The 13,887-nt window shown below is 45.0% G+C and carries 17 protein-coding genes; 7 read left to right on the plus strand and 10 right to left on the minus strand.

Features of this window, described 5'->3' with window-relative positions:
* Positions 1–213: 213 nt before the first annotated feature.
* The 3 genes from secF to QT979_RS05405 all read right to left on the minus strand — a co-directional run bounded on the left by secF (position 214) and on the right by QT979_RS05405 (position 3,914).
* Positions 214–1,182, minus strand: coding sequence for a protein translocase subunit SecF (gene secF / locus QT979_RS05395; protein WP_333308515.1), 969 nt, complete (start codon positions 1,180–1,182; stop codon positions 214–216).
* A gap of 199 nt (positions 1,183–1,381) precedes the next feature.
* Positions 1,382–2,779 carry a protein translocase subunit SecD gene (gene secD, locus QT979_RS05400; RefSeq protein WP_333308517.1) on the minus strand — a complete coding sequence of 466 codons (1,398 nt, stop codon included), beginning with the start codon at positions 2,777–2,779 and terminating at the stop codon, positions 1,382–1,384.
* 151 nt (positions 2,780–2,930) lie between these two features.
* The gene (locus QT979_RS05405) at positions 2,931–3,914 is read right to left on the minus strand and encodes an alpha-ketoacid dehydrogenase subunit beta (RefSeq protein ID WP_333308519.1); all 984 of its coding nucleotides are present in this window, start codon (positions 3,912–3,914) and stop codon (positions 2,931–2,933) included.
* 194 nt (positions 3,915–4,108) lie between these two features.
* On the opposite strand from QT979_RS05405, the gene QT979_RS05410 reads away from it, so the two are divergent.
* Positions 4,109–4,672 carry a Uma2 family endonuclease gene (locus tag QT979_RS05410; RefSeq protein ID WP_333211045.1) on the plus strand — a complete coding sequence of 188 codons (564 nt, stop codon included), beginning with the start codon at positions 4,109–4,111 and terminating at the stop codon, positions 4,670–4,672.
* Positions 4,673–4,906: 234 nt separating this feature from the next.
* On the opposite strand, the gene QT979_RS05415 is transcribed toward QT979_RS05410, so the two are convergent.
* Positions 4,907–5,179 carry a type II toxin-antitoxin system HicB family antitoxin gene (locus tag QT979_RS05415; RefSeq protein WP_333211043.1) on the minus strand — a complete coding sequence of 91 codons (273 nt, stop codon included), beginning with the start codon at positions 5,177–5,179 and terminating at the stop codon, positions 4,907–4,909.
* 81 nt (positions 5,180–5,260) lie between these two features.
* Positions 5,261–6,628 carry an NACHT domain-containing protein gene (locus QT979_RS05420; protein ID WP_333308521.1) on the minus strand — a complete coding sequence of 456 codons (1,368 nt, stop codon included), beginning with the start codon at positions 6,626–6,628 and terminating at the stop codon, positions 5,261–5,263.
* A gap of 386 nt (positions 6,629–7,014) precedes the next feature.
* Here QT979_RS05420 and QT979_RS05425 point away from each other — a divergent pair, with 386 nt between their 5' ends.
* A complete protein-coding gene (locus tag QT979_RS05425; RefSeq protein ID WP_333308523.1) occupies positions 7,015–7,854 on the plus strand; it encodes an SH3 domain-containing protein in 840 nt (279 codons plus the stop codon).
* Between the two features lie 73 nt (positions 7,855–7,927).
* Here QT979_RS05425 and QT979_RS05430 read toward each other — a convergent pair whose 3' ends face one another.
* Complete coding sequence (locus tag QT979_RS05430; RefSeq protein WP_333211038.1) at positions 7,928–8,653, minus strand: M15 family metallopeptidase; 726 nt, start codon at positions 8,651–8,653, stop codon at positions 7,928–7,930.
* A gap of 94 nt (positions 8,654–8,747) precedes the next feature.
* On the opposite strand from QT979_RS05430, the gene QT979_RS05435 reads away from it, so the two are divergent.
* Positions 8,748–8,984, plus strand: a complete 237-nt coding sequence (locus tag QT979_RS05435; protein ID WP_333149307.1) for a hypothetical protein — start codon at positions 8,748–8,750, stop codon at positions 8,982–8,984.
* On the plus strand, positions 8,984–9,322 hold the full coding sequence (locus tag QT979_RS05440; RefSeq protein WP_333308525.1) for a type II toxin-antitoxin system PemK/MazF family toxin: 339 nt from the start codon (positions 8,984–8,986) through the stop codon (positions 9,320–9,322). The genes QT979_RS05435 and QT979_RS05440 overlap by 1 nt, the downstream gene beginning before the upstream one ends.
* Positions 9,323–9,341: 19 nt before the next feature.
* On the opposite strand, the gene purB is transcribed toward QT979_RS05440, so the two are convergent.
* The 3 genes from purB to QT979_RS05455 form a co-directional block, all read right to left on the minus strand.
* Complete coding sequence (gene purB / locus QT979_RS05445) at positions 9,342–10,637, minus strand: adenylosuccinate lyase (RefSeq protein WP_333308527.1); 1,296 nt, start codon at positions 10,635–10,637, stop codon at positions 9,342–9,344.
* A gap of 198 nt (positions 10,638–10,835) precedes the next feature.
* Positions 10,836–11,222, minus strand: a complete 387-nt coding sequence (locus QT979_RS05450; RefSeq protein ID WP_333308529.1) for a type II toxin-antitoxin system VapC family toxin — start codon at positions 11,220–11,222, stop codon at positions 10,836–10,838.
* Positions 11,219–11,479 (minus strand): DUF2281 domain-containing protein, encoded by a 261-nt coding sequence (locus QT979_RS05455; protein ID WP_333211029.1) that lies wholly within the window; start codon positions 11,477–11,479, stop codon positions 11,219–11,221. The genes QT979_RS05450 and QT979_RS05455 overlap by 4 nt, the downstream gene beginning before the upstream one ends.
* A gap of 562 nt (positions 11,480–12,041) precedes the next feature.
* Here QT979_RS05455 and QT979_RS05460 point away from each other — a divergent pair.
* The 3 genes from QT979_RS05460 (at position 12,042) to QT979_RS05470 (ending at position 13,581) form a co-directional block, all read left to right on the plus strand.
* Positions 12,042–12,488, plus strand: coding sequence for a helix-turn-helix domain-containing protein (locus QT979_RS05460; protein ID WP_333103939.1), 447 nt, complete (start codon positions 12,042–12,044; stop codon positions 12,486–12,488).
* Between the two features lie 19 nt (positions 12,489–12,507).
* Entirely contained in the window at positions 12,508–13,302 is a 795-nt protein-coding gene (locus tag QT979_RS05465) for a PIN domain-containing protein (RefSeq protein ID WP_333308531.1), read from the plus strand.
* Positions 13,303–13,380: 78 nt separating this feature from the next.
* The gene (locus QT979_RS05470) at positions 13,381–13,581 is read left to right on the plus strand and encodes a type II toxin-antitoxin system HicB family antitoxin (protein WP_333308533.1); all 201 of its coding nucleotides are present in this window, start codon (positions 13,381–13,383) and stop codon (positions 13,579–13,581) included.
* Here QT979_RS05470 and QT979_RS05475 read toward each other — a convergent pair.
* On the minus strand, positions 13,502–13,882 hold the full coding sequence (locus QT979_RS05475) for a type I restriction enzyme endonuclease domain-containing protein (protein ID WP_333308535.1): 381 nt from the start codon (positions 13,880–13,882) through the stop codon (positions 13,502–13,504). The two genes, QT979_RS05470 and QT979_RS05475, sit on opposite strands and share 80 nt — an antisense overlap.
* Positions 13,883–13,887: the final 5 nt, after the last annotated feature.

Raw genomic sequence — 13,887 nt, forward strand, 5'->3', positions numbered from 1 at the left:
TATTATGTCCGGTCGATTACCCCTAATAAGCTAGAGGCGAGTTCACGAAAAATATCTGCCAATAATTGACAATCTCCAAAACCCGCCCTTTTAATCGCTCGATCGGACATGATATTATTTGTCATTTGTCATTTGTTATTTGTCATTTGTTATTAATGATTTATTATTAGTCAGTCAACAGTTAACCGTCAACAGTTAACCGTTAACAGTCAACTAAACTTCCTCTGACTGGTTGATTCCTTCTGCGGGGACGGGGATAGAGTGGCCGGTGCGACTGCGCCACCAAGCTAGCAGCGTGCTGGCAACGAAAATACTCGAATACGCACCCGCAATAAAACCGACAATCAATGCTAAAGCAAAGTATTTGAGGGTTTCGCCGCCAAACAAAAAGATTGAAAACAAGGTCAGCAGCGTGGTAAACGTCGTGTTAATCGACCTTCCTAGGGTCTGCATGACCGCATCATCGACAATTTGATCGATCGACTGTCCCGGATTTAGCTTGATTACTTCGCGCACGCGATCGTAAATTACCACTGTATCGTTAACAGAAAAACCGATAATTGTCAAGAGAGCGACCACAAATAAGCTGTCAACTTCCACTCCTTGAACTAAACCCAAAAACGAGAAAACACCAAGAGTAACCAACACGTCGTGGAATAGAGCAACGAAAGCAAAAAAGGCATAATCCAACTGAAACCGGAACGTTAGATATACCGTAATTCCAGCAAAGGAAAGGAATAAAGCCAACAATCCCGAAGTAAATAATTGTTTACCGAGGGTAGGCCCAACCGTATCGATTTGAGTAGATTGAGGAGAAAAAGTGCCTATTTTTTCGCTCAAAGCTGTTTGCAAATTAGTCCGCTGTTCGACATCCAAAGTTTTTGTTCGCAGTGACAAACCGCGCTGTTCTTTGCCGATAACTTGAATGCTGCTGCCGCCTAAACCTTGGGCGTCGAGGACTTCGCGGACAGCCGCAAGATCGATGGGTTTACAATTTTCCGGTTTCGTGCAGTCGAGTTCAAATTGCAGCCGAGTGCCACCGACAAAATCTAAACTTGGGCGCAGCGGTGCGCGGATGTCGGGACGACTCCAAGAAATCGCCATCGACACTATACCTGCGAGGATTATAGCGGCGGAAATACTCCACCAGAGCGATCGATATTTGATTACACTGAATTTCATAATTTGAAGGAAGAGGGAAGAAGGAAGAAGGAAGAAGGAAGAGGGAAGAAGGAAGAGGAAGGAAAGAAGGAAGAGGAAAGAAGGAAGAAAAACTTCTCAATGTAGGGTGGGCAATGCGTACCTTACCGAGTGCGTACCTTACGTAGTCTGTTAACAGTCAACAGTCAACAGTCAACCGTCAACCGTCAACCGTCAACAGTTAACTATTAGCAGTTTTCGACAAATCGGGACAGAACCACTGAGGTTTCCGCAATGCTGGAAAGCTCAATACTACGAACAGCAGAGTGCGGCTGCAAGTGAGCGCAGTAAACATACTCACTACTACGCCCAATCCCAGAGTTACAGCAAACCCTTTAACTAAACCTGCGCCTAACCAAAACAAAGCAGCACAAGCAATAACTGTTGTGACATTGCCGTCTAAAATGCTGGAAAAAGCGCGGTAAAAACCCGATTCGACCGATCGATAAAGCGATTTCCCCGCCCGCAACTCTTCCCGCGTGCGCTCAAAAATCAGCACGTTAGCATCCACGGCCATCCCGATGCTGAGTACAAAACCAGCAATTCCCGGCAGCGTTAATGTCACTCCCAAAAGCACAAAAGCTGCCCAAGTTAACAGAGCATAAATTAACAGCGCTATATTGGCAATTACGCCGGGGAGTCGATAGTAGGCAACCATGAAAATCAAGACTAAAATCAAGCCGCCGATACCTGCGTTAATACTGCTTTGAATGCTGTCTTTACCCAAGCTAGCGCCAACAGTACGGTTTTCGACAATTTCGACTGGCACAGGCAAAGCACCACCGCGCAATTGCACTGCCAAATCGTTGGCTTCTTGCGTTGTAAAGTTGCCTTGAATTACGGCACTCCCACCAGTAATTCCTGTCTGGGCAAATTCAACGCCGACGACTGGAGAACTGATCATTCTTTCATCTAGGAAAATACCGATACTGCGTCCGGTGCCTGCTAAATTTTTAGTAAGTTGGGCAAAGAGTTCGCCTCCTTTGGTATCGAAAACAAGAGCAACGTTCCAGTTGTTCCCAGAGGCCAAGGGTTGAGGTTGAGCGTCTTTGAGGTTTTCGCCACCGAGTCCGCTGCTTTTGAAGAGTTTGGCGATCGCCTCATTGCTTCTTTTCAAAGCAGCCTGATTTTCTTTAATTGCTGCCTCATTAGGGCTGGTTTTCAATTCTGCTTGTTTGACCAGCAATTCCTGCTGCAACTGCCTTTCAATGCCTAATTGTGCTTCTGTTCCAGGCAGTTGTTCCAGAAATTCTAGCTTTGCCGTGCCGCCCAAAACTCGTTCTGCTTGCTGCGGGTCATTTACTCCGGGCAACTGCACGAGAATTTGGTCTTCTCCTACTGTTTGGACTAATGCTTCGGAAACACCCAAACCGTTGACGCGGTTTTCGACAATCCGCCGCACTGCTTCTAACATTCCCTGGTCAATTTTGGGAATTGTGGGCGTAGTTTTTACTTGAATTGTGAGTTGCGACCCTCCTTGCAAGTCTAATCCCAGCCGCGTCGGAATTGTTACTATTACAGTAATAGCGGCGATGATTAAAACAAAAATTAGGGCTAATAGGGAACGTTGTTTTTGCATATTTAATTATTAGTCATTGGTGAGTTAGCCGTTGTCAGTTGGCAGTTGACGGTTGGCAGATTTTAGTCATCAGTCATCAGTCATCAGTCAACAGTCATCAGTCAACAGTCAACAGTCAACAGTCAACCAATGACTACTGACTAATCACTATTTATACTCGCAAAGCTACCATTTTTTGGACGGCTTCGACAATTTGATTGGGCTGGACAATGGTCAGTCTTTCCAAATTGCCGTTGTAAGGTGTGGGAATATCTTGTGAAGACAGGCGCAAAACTGGTGCGTCGAGTTCGTCAAAAAATCGATCGCTAATCGAAGCAATGAGTTCAGCACCAATGCCTCCTGTTTTCATGCACTCCTCTACAATGATTACTTTGTGAGTTTTGCGAATGGATTCGCCAATTGTCTCCATGTCCAGGGGTTTGAGAGAAATTAGGTCGATTACTTCTGGATCGTAACCTTCTTTTAGCAGTGCGGGCACGGCTTGCAAGACGTGGTGCCGCATCCGGGAATAAGTCACGATTGTGACATCTTTGCCCGATCGCACAATTTCTGCTTTGTCCAGTGGCACTAAATATTCTGTTTCTGGCAAATTTTCTTTGAGGTTGTAAAGAAGAACGTGCTCGAAAAACAGAACGGGGTTATCGTCCCGGATAGCTGATTTTAAGAGTCCTTTGGCGTTGTAGGGAGTCGAACAGGCGACTATTTTCAAACCCGGTACTGCTTGGAAATATGCTTCTAACCGCTGGGAGTGTTCCGCGCCGAGTTGCCGGCCCACGCCACCAGGCCCACGAATTACCATTGGCATTTTGAAGTTGCCGCCCGATGTGTAGCGCAGCATTCCGGCATTGTTGGAAATTTGGTTGAAGGCCAGCAGCAAAAAGCCCATGTTCATGCCTTCGATGACCGGCCGCAGTCCCGTCATTGCTGCGCCTACTGCTAGGCCTGTAAAGCTATTTTCGGCGATCGGGGTGTCGAGCACTCTAAGTTCGCCGTATTTGTTGTAGAGGTCTTTGGTGACTTTATAGGAACCGCCGTATTGACCTACGTCTTCGCCGAGTACGAATACGGCGGAGTCGCGGGCCATTTCTTCGTCTAACGCCTCGCGGAGGGCGTTGAACAATAAGGTTTCTGCCATAGGAGGTGAAGCAATGATTGCAGGAGGGTCAGATTAGAATCTTAACCTTTTGGGGGTGTCGATCTAGGAGTCGATCGCAAATTCGGCAGTTAAAACCTAAGATTTTGCCAATCTTTATCATAACATTTGTATTATGTCAATAAATATTTAAGTTAAAATAATACTAACTTGCCTGCCCACAGCAGAGGAATATTATGCTCCAGACAAAAACTCAACTAACTCTGGAAGAGTTTTTCGCTCTTCCCGAAGGAGAAGGCGATATTACCTACGAACTTATTGACGAGCAAGCAGTACCGAAGATGTCACCTAAAAAATTTCATTCTCGCCTCACCCGAAGCCTAATAAAACTCCTCGAACAGTGGGGTGAGGAACGGGGAGAAATTGGTGTAGAATGGGCGGTAAGATTAACCAGACTGGGGCGAGACTGGGTGCCAGTTCCAGACCTTTTATATGTTTCTTACGAACGCTTATCTCCCGACTGGAATCAAGATGAAGCCTGTCCTGTAGTCCCCGAATTAGTCATAGAAATTATTTCACCCGAACAAACTTTCGGTCAGTTAGCTGCTAAAGCGAGAGATTATTTAGATGCTAAGGTTTTGCGGGTTTGGGTAGTAGATAGCAAGGCGAGAAGCATTACAGTTTTTTACCCCGATGCAGCACCGCAGACTTATATGGGAGATACCCTATTAACAGATCCACTGTTTGATGGATTAGAATTTACGGCGTCACAGCTATTTCAAATGGCAAAAATACCATAAACTTTTTTGGGATGAGTATGTGTTAGTTCACAAGGTATTCCATTGTTCAAGAGTAATTTCCCTTTCTATAATCTCCTCGGCCTCTCGAATCATCATCCGTAGCTGAGAACAGAATACTCATCATTAGAGGGAATCGTTAAGCGATACTCCTGATAAATCATAAACTGGTGCTTACTTCCAGAAAAAGGGCCAGAAAAGCCTAGCTGTTGTAATTTCTGGATGAACTCTCGACGCTTACAAGGTGTCCAACGGCTCAAGGCTAGGCTCCTGATTTAAATCAATATTGTCAATGACGGGCATTCGATGTCGCAATTTCAACCCTAGCAAAATCCAGTCTTCCAAAGTTGATCGCAACTCATTTTGACACTCTTTTAAAGTTGAACCAAAGGCGATGACTCCCTTGCAAACAGGAATTTTCCCAACAAAGCTACGATCTTCAAGTTTGTCATACATAGCCTCAGCCATTGCTTTGTCAACGTATTCGCTCAGAATGAATTTTACAGCCATTGAGTTTCCTTTTGCTTGTCGAGTATTGGAATCTCCTTCACAGTTACATCCATTATATTTGTTTTTGTCAAGCTCCGGCATTTAGATTTCAGAAAAATGTTTTTGCAATAAATTGTGAATAAATCGATAGCGCCGATCGCCCGTTTTTTGCAGCAACAAGCGATCGGTGGCAGCATCGAGAAAACGCCTGTAATCCCAAGGAATGTAGCCCTTAGACCACAAGACCAGGCGCAATATAAAACTTTCAATCCCCGGAATTCCCGGCAACAAAGCACTAATTACCGCAGCAACAGCACCCGCAATTATTCCCCAAATCGACCCGGAGACTAAGGTGGCAATTAATCCCAAAATCACCCAAATCAGCCCGCCAAGCAGCTTAACTCCAAACTGATACTTGCGCCGTTCCTCCTCTGTTTGCAGCCAGCTAGAGGGTATGCGATCGAGGTAAAATTCTTGAATTCCTTGCTGTTCCATCCTTCTGGCCAACCATCCCAGCCAGTGGCGAATTTGTTCGGGCCGCAGTTCCTTACCTCTGGGATACTGCTTGACTTGCCCGGTCATTTGATGGCGAATATAGGCAGTTAACAGATATTTGCGCTGTTCTTCTGCGGAAGTTATGCGCTTCCAAGCTTCAATTAAAATATCGTCGTAAGCCAGAGCCATCATGCTCAAAAGCAAGGGAACTTTTGCCAATTTTAACAACTCCGGCTCGTGTTCAATGCTGTACCAAAGTTCGCGGCTTCTGGCTTCTAGCAGATAATTTTGAATTTGAGTTTCTCTTAAAGGTTTCAACAAAACTGCTGCTTGCAGGCGAAATCTAGTTTCGCAGTTTTTGTAAGCTTCAAAACTGCTGCAAGCTACTAAATGTTTGGGTTTAAATTCGCTTTCCACAAACTGATTGATTGCTTGAATGCAGCTATTTTGGCGGTGGGTTTCTACTTCGTCTAAGCCGTCGAGGAGAGGCAGCAATTGTTGTTCGGCAAGCCATTTTTTGCCCACTGCAGGAGAGATGCCGTATTTGAACTGAAGTTGAGCAATTAACCAATCGGCGATCGCCCCGGATTCTGCTTTCCACGATCCGAGTTCAAACAGCACTGGTACTGGCAAGCTAGCATCTTTTTGGGCGCGGGAAACTAACACGCGAGCTAATTCTAGCAGCGTCGTAGTTTTGCCTGCACCCGTGGCTCCCAAAATTACCAATTTGCCGCCGGCGCGATCGAACACTTTAGCCATGCTTGCTTTGGGAGGAAGCCGAAAACTCGGACGGTTGCCCGCTTTCACTTCCACATCCCAACAGCGGTTAACACCCGTTGGCGACGAGTCTTGACTGAGGTTAGCCAGTACAGCGGCGTGCAAAGACTGCGCGAGCCCTGCTTGGACTTCCTGCTTCACCTTTTCCAACAATCGATCGCGAGGCGGTTGTAATCTTAGAGGAATCAATTTTGACATTTTATGTACCTCGCGCTGAACGCTGACCTTCGCAAATTTGCGCGCAAATAACCCAGAGCAAGATTACCATCAGTATAGGCGTCCAGTATATATTGACTCAAATTATTGCGACAATTATGGATCTGAAATTTTATCTAAAAATCCTGACCAAAAATTTCTTGATGGTACCCGCCACGTGATTTATCCGTGGAATCAATCTAAAATCTCAAATCTAAAATCCTCAAGCCCCCGAATTTATCTCGTGCAAGTCAATCCAAAATCCAAAATCTCAAATCTAAAATCGAATGACCCTGTGGGCAGCACTAGGTATTTCCACTGTAAATTAACTGGCGATCGCCCCAACTCCCAAACAAAAATTATTAGTATAGATACAGAGAGGGTTTTTTATGTCATTTACGAAGGCTCAGATCATCACAGTAAGCTTAGCAGGAGTGGCAACAGCGGTGGGAGTGGCTGTTGCCACTATACAGTCGGGTGCGATGAAACAATCCGATCTTCCCCTTGCTGAATCGCCCGCATCCACCAGAAACCAGATTGCAGGGCCGACGAACAACCCTGAATCTCGGCAACCAAAATCTCTGCAAGCACAAACCCCGGCTGGAGAATCTCCGGAATCCCCACCCCAACCGGCAAAAACCCCGGCTGTTCAATCCTCGCTAGTTGCAGAAGCCTCTGGGCCAAAAGTTGAGCCAGTAGTTGTCACACCGCCAAATTCGGGTTGCAAAATCAGTATGGCTGTAGTCAGCGATCCGAATCCACCGCTAAATGTGCGATCAATCCCGCAAGTAAGGGGCAGCAACATAGTAGGAAAACTTAAAAATAATACCTTTGTTTCAGTCGCCGAAGAACAAAACGGTTGGCTGCGAATTACCGATCCACCCGGTTGGATTGCCAAAAACCGCACCGAAAGCAGTTGTTCTAACGTCAACCAGCAGATTAGTTTTCGGCCAGGAGGAGATAATGCGATCGTCAAAGGTCGAATTATTGGTGGCGGCAGCCATTCTTACCGGATTCGCGCCCGAAAAGGTCAAACAATGACTGTTAGGAATCGGAAAGATGTTTTCCCGCAAATTATAACTCCTAGCGGCAAACTTTTAGCCGGAGATCCTTATCAAGGCAATGAAACAGAGTGGAGTGGAAAAGTGCCAGTAACAGGCAATTACACATTACAATTAGACTCGAATTTCCGAGGATACGAATACGAATTTTCGGTAAAATTGCGATAATTTTCCTGATATAGCTAGGGATACGGCACTGCCGTGCCCTACCTGTATCTGCGACTATTAATAAATAGTATAATTAAGGAATAGCCCCCAGCGAGATATCAAGAATCGCAAATTTCTGCCAATCTTCCGAATCAAAGTGCCACCATTCAGTTGTGATACTCATCAATCCGTGTTTTTTCATTGCATCCTTAAGCACTTGACGATTTTTCCGAGATTCGGCGCTGCCGCCTTGATAATCTCCGTGAGCTTTTTCGGTAAAATCATCGTAAGGTGTAGGCATTTCTAATTCTTTGCCAGTGCGATCGACTAAAGTCAAATCAATAGCAGCACCGCGATTGTGCCGCGAACCCCTAGCAGGATTAGCAACATAGCGCGGATCTGGCCAAGCTTGCCACATTTGTTTAGTCACAGAGAAAGGTCTGTAGCAATCGTAAACTTTCAAACCCAATCCAATTTTTTCCAAATCTGTTTGAACTAACCCTAACTGTTGAGCAACAGAACTTCTCAAGGCGCATTTCGATATAGGGTAAAGCTTTCGTTTCAAAAAATTGTTAGTAGTGGCGTATCGGATATCGAGGCGAATGTTGGGATTTACGGTGCGGATGTCAACCAGTCGTGCCGAAGGGGGAAGTTGACTCATGAAAATACTTTCAGGTACTACTGGGTTTGATTCTGGTTGGGTAATTTGCACTTGTGGCGGCTCCTGGGCGCGGACAAATGTTATATGGTGCAGACCGATCGCACATAGCAACACTAGCATAAATGCGATTAAGTATTTTCCAAAACGATTAAATTTCATAGCTGTTGGGATTGTGAGTGTTAAAAAGTAGATTGAGGTCGTTTTTCTATGCTATAACCAATATTATGATGTCACCGTGACAGCAAGGGGAGCTATGAAAACTGCAATTTCACTTCCAGATTTAGTTTTTGAAGAAGCCGAGGCTTTGGCTAGTCAGTTAGGGTTATCACGCAGTGAGCTTTATACAAAAGCATTGCAGGCGTATCTGCGGCGACACAACCGCGATCGAATTTTGAGCAAACTAAATCAAGTCTATTCTGAAGAGTCCTCTGAACTAGATCCAGTCTTGGCAAAAATGCAATTTATGTCCTTACCCCATGAGGATTGGTAATGTATCGCGGAGAAATTTGGTGGGCAAACTTACCCTCTCCAATTGCTTCAGAACCTGGATATCGTCGTCCCGTCTTAATTGTTCAGGATAATACTTTTACTCAGAGTCGGATTAGCACTGTAATCGTCGTCATCATTACTTCTAATCTGCGGTTAGCGGAAGCACCAGGTAATGTCTCGTTACCGAGTAAAGCCACAGGTTTACCCAAGGACTCTGTGGCTAATATTTCTCAGCTTTTTACTGTGGACAAAACGTTTTTAATTGAGTGCATTGGCACAATACCACAGGATTTACAGGAAGAAATAGATGAAGGATTACGATCCATCTTGTATCTTTAGTAGGAAATTCAAAAAATTTTTAAATTCCCAAGCGCTGATAGACTAAATCTAAGTGCCTCAATTGATACTGCGGATCGAAACAATCATCAATTTCTTTGGTCGTCATCTTAGCTGTTACCCGATCGTCCTTAGCAATTAAATTGTAGAAATTGCCGCCCGGTTTGTTCCAAGCTTCGTGAGCACAAGATTGCACAATTTTGTAGGCGTCTTCGCGACTGGTGCCTTTTTCTACTAAGGCTAACATCACGCGCTGGCTGAAGATGACTCCGCCGTAAAGGTTCATGTTTCGCTTCATATTTTCAGGATAGACTAGCAGGTGTTTTACTAAGTCTGTGGTTTCTACTAACATGAAGTGAGTTACTGTAGAACTGTCGGGCAAAATCATCCGTTCTACGGAACTGTGAGAGATGTCTCGTTCGTGCCAAAGCGCTACGTTTTCTAAGGCTGCGACGGCGTTGGCGCGGACGATTCTCGCCATTCCTGTCAGTCTTTCCGATCGAATCGGGTTGCGTTTGTGGGGCATGGCAGATGAGCCTTTTTGCCCTTTGGCAAAGAATTCTTCGACTTCGAGAACGTCGGTGCGTTGCAGGTTGCGGATTTCTACTGCAAAACGCTCGATCGATGCTGCTAAAAGTGCTAGGGTTTGGACGTATTCGGCGTGTCGATCGCGCGAAATGACTTGAGTGGATGCGGTATCGGGTTCGAGTCCGAGGTTTTGACAGGCGATCGCTTCTATTCGCGGATCGATATTAGCATAGGTTCCGACTGCGCCGGAGATTTTGCCGACTGCTATGGACGATCGCAAATTCACTAATCGGGCGCGGCTGCGAAAGACTTCTGCCAGCCATCCTGCTAGTTTAAAGCCAAAGGTGATGGGTTCGGCGTGAATTCCGTGCGATCGGCCAACCATGACGGTATTGCGATGCTGTTGAGCCTGATAGCGAATAGCTTGACTCAATTCTTCGACACGTTCTAACAAGATATTGACGCTGGCGACTAATTGCAGCGCCAAAGCGGTATCGAGCACATCGGAACTGGTTAAGCCGAGGTGAATGTAGCGGCCGGCATCGCCTACATATTCGTTGACATTTGTCAAGAATGCGATCATGTCGTGGCGGACTTCGGCTTCAATTTCGAGGACTCGTTTCGGGTCAAAATTAGCCTTAGCTTTGATTTCTTCGACTGCGGCGGCGGGGATGTAGCCGAGTTCGGCTTGAGCTTCGCAGACAGCGATTTCTACTTGCAGCCAGGTTTTCAGTTTGGCGGTTTCAGTCCAGATGTTGCCCATTTCGGGCAAAGTGTAGCGCTCTATCACGGTGGGAGTTGGGGAATGCGATCGTCTTATTGTACATCTGTGTGGGGGTGCAAGAGCCAAGGAGCCCAGAAACCGGGTTTTTGGAGAAAATACTTCGTTCTTGTCGGCAGATTCGGTAAAAACCCGATTTCTGATTCTGTGTGCGATATTCTTTACCGATCGCCGATTATTAAGTTAAAGCCTATTCAACCGATCGCTTTACCACAATCTTTGTACTGGGTAGCTGTCAAATACAGCATCAATACTTAAGATAGGCATTTGAGTCACAACGGCTTGAGCAATTAAGAGTCTATCGAATGGATCGCGATGAGCATTTGGCAATGTGTCTAATGCAAAAATATGAGCTAGCTCGATCGGCAAAATTTGCAATCCATTGACTTGCTGCTGGCGTTCTATCAATTCAGTTAAGGACACGTTCAGTGTTAACTTCCCAAGCTGAAGCTTAATTTGCATTTCCCAAATACTAACCAAGCTCGTAAATAAAGTATGAGTGGGATCGGTGATAATATTCGTCGCTTGTTGCGATAAGTTTTGGGGAGAGATCGCCAGCCAAATCAAGACGTGGGTATCCAGCAAAATATTCATGCTTCACCCAACCAAAACGCATCAGAAAGTGGCTCGTTAAAATCCTCACTCATCCAGCCCATCCCTTGATGCAGGCCCAAAACCCGTTGTTGCCCAGGAGGAGGTTCAGCTTCAACTGAAGTGTTTTCGGGGTTCGATCGCATCTGTCGTTCCAGCAAAAACTCTGCAAAAGTTAACAGAAGCTGCTGATTTTCCGGGAGTAAGTGTTGTAACTTGCCTAGCAAATCTTCCAAAAGTTCGATCGTTTGAGAAGTCATCTTTTTCCCCTCAATGTTGGCGATAGTGTCATTATCCGTTATTTTTGGGCGATCGATGCTCATCTTGAAACAAAAGCACCATTGATTTCAACACTTGCTACTGGCCGAAAACCAGCTTGCAATAAACCTTTTTCTAGTTTTTTACTGTTTTTTATCTGATGTTACCCATTTCGGGCAGAGTGTAGCGCTCTATCACGGTGGGAGTTGGGGAATGCGATCGTCCTATTGTACCTCTGCGCGGCATCCGTCTTGAGTCGGGATGGGGAATTTCGGGCGATCGAACTGTCCCCTTTGGGAATTTGAATATTTCGTTTGTTTCGGATATTGCGTTTAGGGCACGGTAAGTGTTATCGTGAAGGAAACAACCAAGTATATGCTGGCCAAATACTTACATACCCTTCCAGCAATGGCTGTACAGGTTTTCCGCGATCGCAGATTCTGTCTGCTGACCAATAAAACGGGGTCTGGTATAATCAGCGGTTTAAACCGCTGATTATACCAACTTATACCACCATATTTACTCTGTGCTTCAAAAACAATCACATCAAAAAAGAGATTAATTATGTTGAACCAAAAAGCATCGCTTGAGTCAGTTTTGATTCCCGAACAAAAACAAGAAGAAATAGCAAAATTAGATCGGATTCTCAGCCACGAATTTGCACAACCAAAATTAGTGGGAAGTAACGGAGAAGAGATAGTAATTCCTGAATCAGTCTACAGCATTTTGCGTCAGGTCGTGCGTGCAATGGCATCAGGTCAAGCTATCTCTCTAGTACCTCACAATCACGAACTGACAACACAGGAAGCTGCTGATATTCTGAATGTATCCCGACCATTTCTGGTCAAGTTACTAGACCAGGGAGAAATTCCTTGTATCAAAGTAGGAAAGCATAGACGTATTCGTTTGGAGGATTTAACTTTATATAAAGAACATCGAGACAACAAACGTCGCAAACACTTGGATCGGCTAATCGAGATGACCGAAGAAGCTGGTTTATACGAGGCATAGAAATAATTCCAACATTAATATGTCTAAGCTTAGTGTTGTCCTCGATGCTTGTGTCCTGTTTCCTATGTATCTGCGCGATACTCTGCTTTCCACCGCCGAGGCTGGTCTGTATTTACCCTATTGGTCGCAGAAAATCCTTGATGAAGCAATGAGCAACCTTGTCCGCCAAGGGATATTATGCCAGGAGAAAGCAATCCATCTTGAAGCGGAAATCAATGCAGCCTTTCCCGAAGCAATAATTGAAGTACCTGTCGGCTTAGAGCAAATCATGAAAAATGACCCTAAAGACCGCCATGTTCTTGCTGCTGTAACAGCCAAGGCTGATGTCATTGTTACCAGCAATCTAGCGGATTTCAAAGAAAAGGATTTAGCTCCTTGGAACATCAAATCGCTGTCACCTGATGAGTTTATGAGCGAGCTATTTGACGAATACCCGGACTTAATAGTGAGATTATTACGGCAACAGTCGGAAAGGTACAAAAAACCTCCGAAGACTGTTGCTGAATTAGTTGAATTTTTGGAAAAAAAAGCAGGTATGCCCAAATTTGCGAGTGATATTTTGTTATATGAATATAGTCTAGATATTGTGCAAACTGCGGAAACAGTCTTAAGGAACTACGGCAGACAAATACCCGAAGGCGGTACATTTCTTGAGGGAGAGCGGTATCGTATTTGGCAGCAAGAAAAAACACTTACAATTACTGCGAAAGATGGTAGAGGTGAAATTCTGCGATTTCAGAATGAGGAAATTGAGGGGAATATCTCATCAGAGGATGTCAAAGCATTAAAAATATTTGCTCAAAGCTTGGATTGAGAATTAACAATAAATAGGGTTGAGGAGCAACAAGCTGATTAAAATAACCGATTTGCAGAAGCTGAATGAGATAGAATAATGAATAGCCATTACAGTCTCATCATCCAGTGGTCAGAAGAAGATCGACTTTTTGTTGTCAGCTTGCCTGAGTTTACCGATGTCATGCAGCCGGTAACTCACGGAGATTATTATGAAGAAGCTATCTACAATGCGCGAGAGGTACTGGAGTTACTAATCGAGAGTTGTCAAGCTGGAGGATTTCTTCAACAGCAGCTTTGACTTTGGTAATGTCGGAGTGTGGGGTTAGCTGTTTGATGCGCTTGGTAATTTCAGCAAAAGCATATAAGCTAGGATTGAACTCGCCGGCTGCTGGGTCTGGGAGAATCGCTTTATAGAGTTTGTTAACGTTCTGAGTTAGTGCTAGATATCGCTGTTTGGAATCGTCGTTGATGAGGATGGCTTCGACAGCATCATCCCATAGTTTGGTACGGGCGAAGGATTCGGTGGTAGCTTGGATTTTGTGGAAATCGCTCGCCCGTTGGGTGCAAAATTGTAGGGTAAGCTCGCTCGTACTTCTCAATTCAG

Origin of the sequence: Microcoleus sp. w2-18bC1, from assembly GCF_036700365.1 — a bacterium.
Lineage (GTDB): Bacteria > Cyanobacteriota > Cyanobacteriia > Cyanobacteriales > Microcoleaceae > Microcoleus.

What these genes read in the sequence shown, in the direction of transcription:
- secF (WP_333308515.1), bottom strand. Translation starts at nt 1,182, where the DNA reads ATGAAATTCAGTGTAATCAAATATCGATCGCTCTGGTGGAGTATTTCC.
- secD (WP_333308517.1), bottom strand. Translation starts at nt 2,779, where the DNA reads ATGCAAAAACAACGTTCCCTATTAGCCCTAATTTTTGTTTTAATCATC.
- QT979_RS05405 (WP_333308519.1), bottom strand. Translation starts at nt 3,914, where the DNA reads ATGGCAGAAACCTTATTGTTCAACGCCCTCCGCGAGGCGTTAGACGAA.
- QT979_RS05410 (WP_333211045.1), top strand. Translation starts at nt 4,109, where the DNA reads ATGCTCCAGACAAAAACTCAACTAACTCTGGAAGAGTTTTTCGCTCTT.
- QT979_RS05415 (WP_333211043.1), bottom strand. Translation starts at nt 5,179, where the DNA reads ATGGCTGTAAAATTCATTCTGAGCGAATACGTTGACAAAGCAATGGCT.
- QT979_RS05420 (WP_333308521.1), bottom strand. Translation starts at nt 6,628, where the DNA reads ATGTCAAAATTGATTCCTCTAAGATTACAACCGCCTCGCGATCGATTG.
- QT979_RS05425 (WP_333308523.1), top strand. Translation starts at nt 7,015, where the DNA reads ATGTCATTTACGAAGGCTCAGATCATCACAGTAAGCTTAGCAGGAGTG.
- QT979_RS05430 (WP_333211038.1), bottom strand. Translation starts at nt 8,653, where the DNA reads ATGAAATTTAATCGTTTTGGAAAATACTTAATCGCATTTATGCTAGTG.
- QT979_RS05435 (WP_333149307.1), top strand. Translation starts at nt 8,748, where the DNA reads ATGAAAACTGCAATTTCACTTCCAGATTTAGTTTTTGAAGAAGCCGAG.
- QT979_RS05440 (WP_333308525.1), top strand. Translation starts at nt 8,984, where the DNA reads ATGTATCGCGGAGAAATTTGGTGGGCAAACTTACCCTCTCCAATTGCT.
- QT979_RS05450 (WP_333308529.1), bottom strand. Translation starts at nt 11,222, where the DNA reads ATGAATATTTTGCTGGATACCCACGTCTTGATTTGGCTGGCGATCTCT.
- QT979_RS05455 (WP_333211029.1), bottom strand. Translation starts at nt 11,479, where the DNA reads ATGACTTCTCAAACGATCGAACTTTTGGAAGATTTGCTAGGCAAGTTA.
- QT979_RS05460 (WP_333103939.1), top strand. Translation starts at nt 12,042, where the DNA reads ATGTTGAACCAAAAAGCATCGCTTGAGTCAGTTTTGATTCCCGAACAA.
- QT979_RS05465 (WP_333308531.1), top strand. Translation starts at nt 12,508, where the DNA reads ATGTCTAAGCTTAGTGTTGTCCTCGATGCTTGTGTCCTGTTTCCTATG.
- QT979_RS05470 (WP_333308533.1), top strand. Translation starts at nt 13,381, where the DNA reads ATGAATAGCCATTACAGTCTCATCATCCAGTGGTCAGAAGAAGATCGA.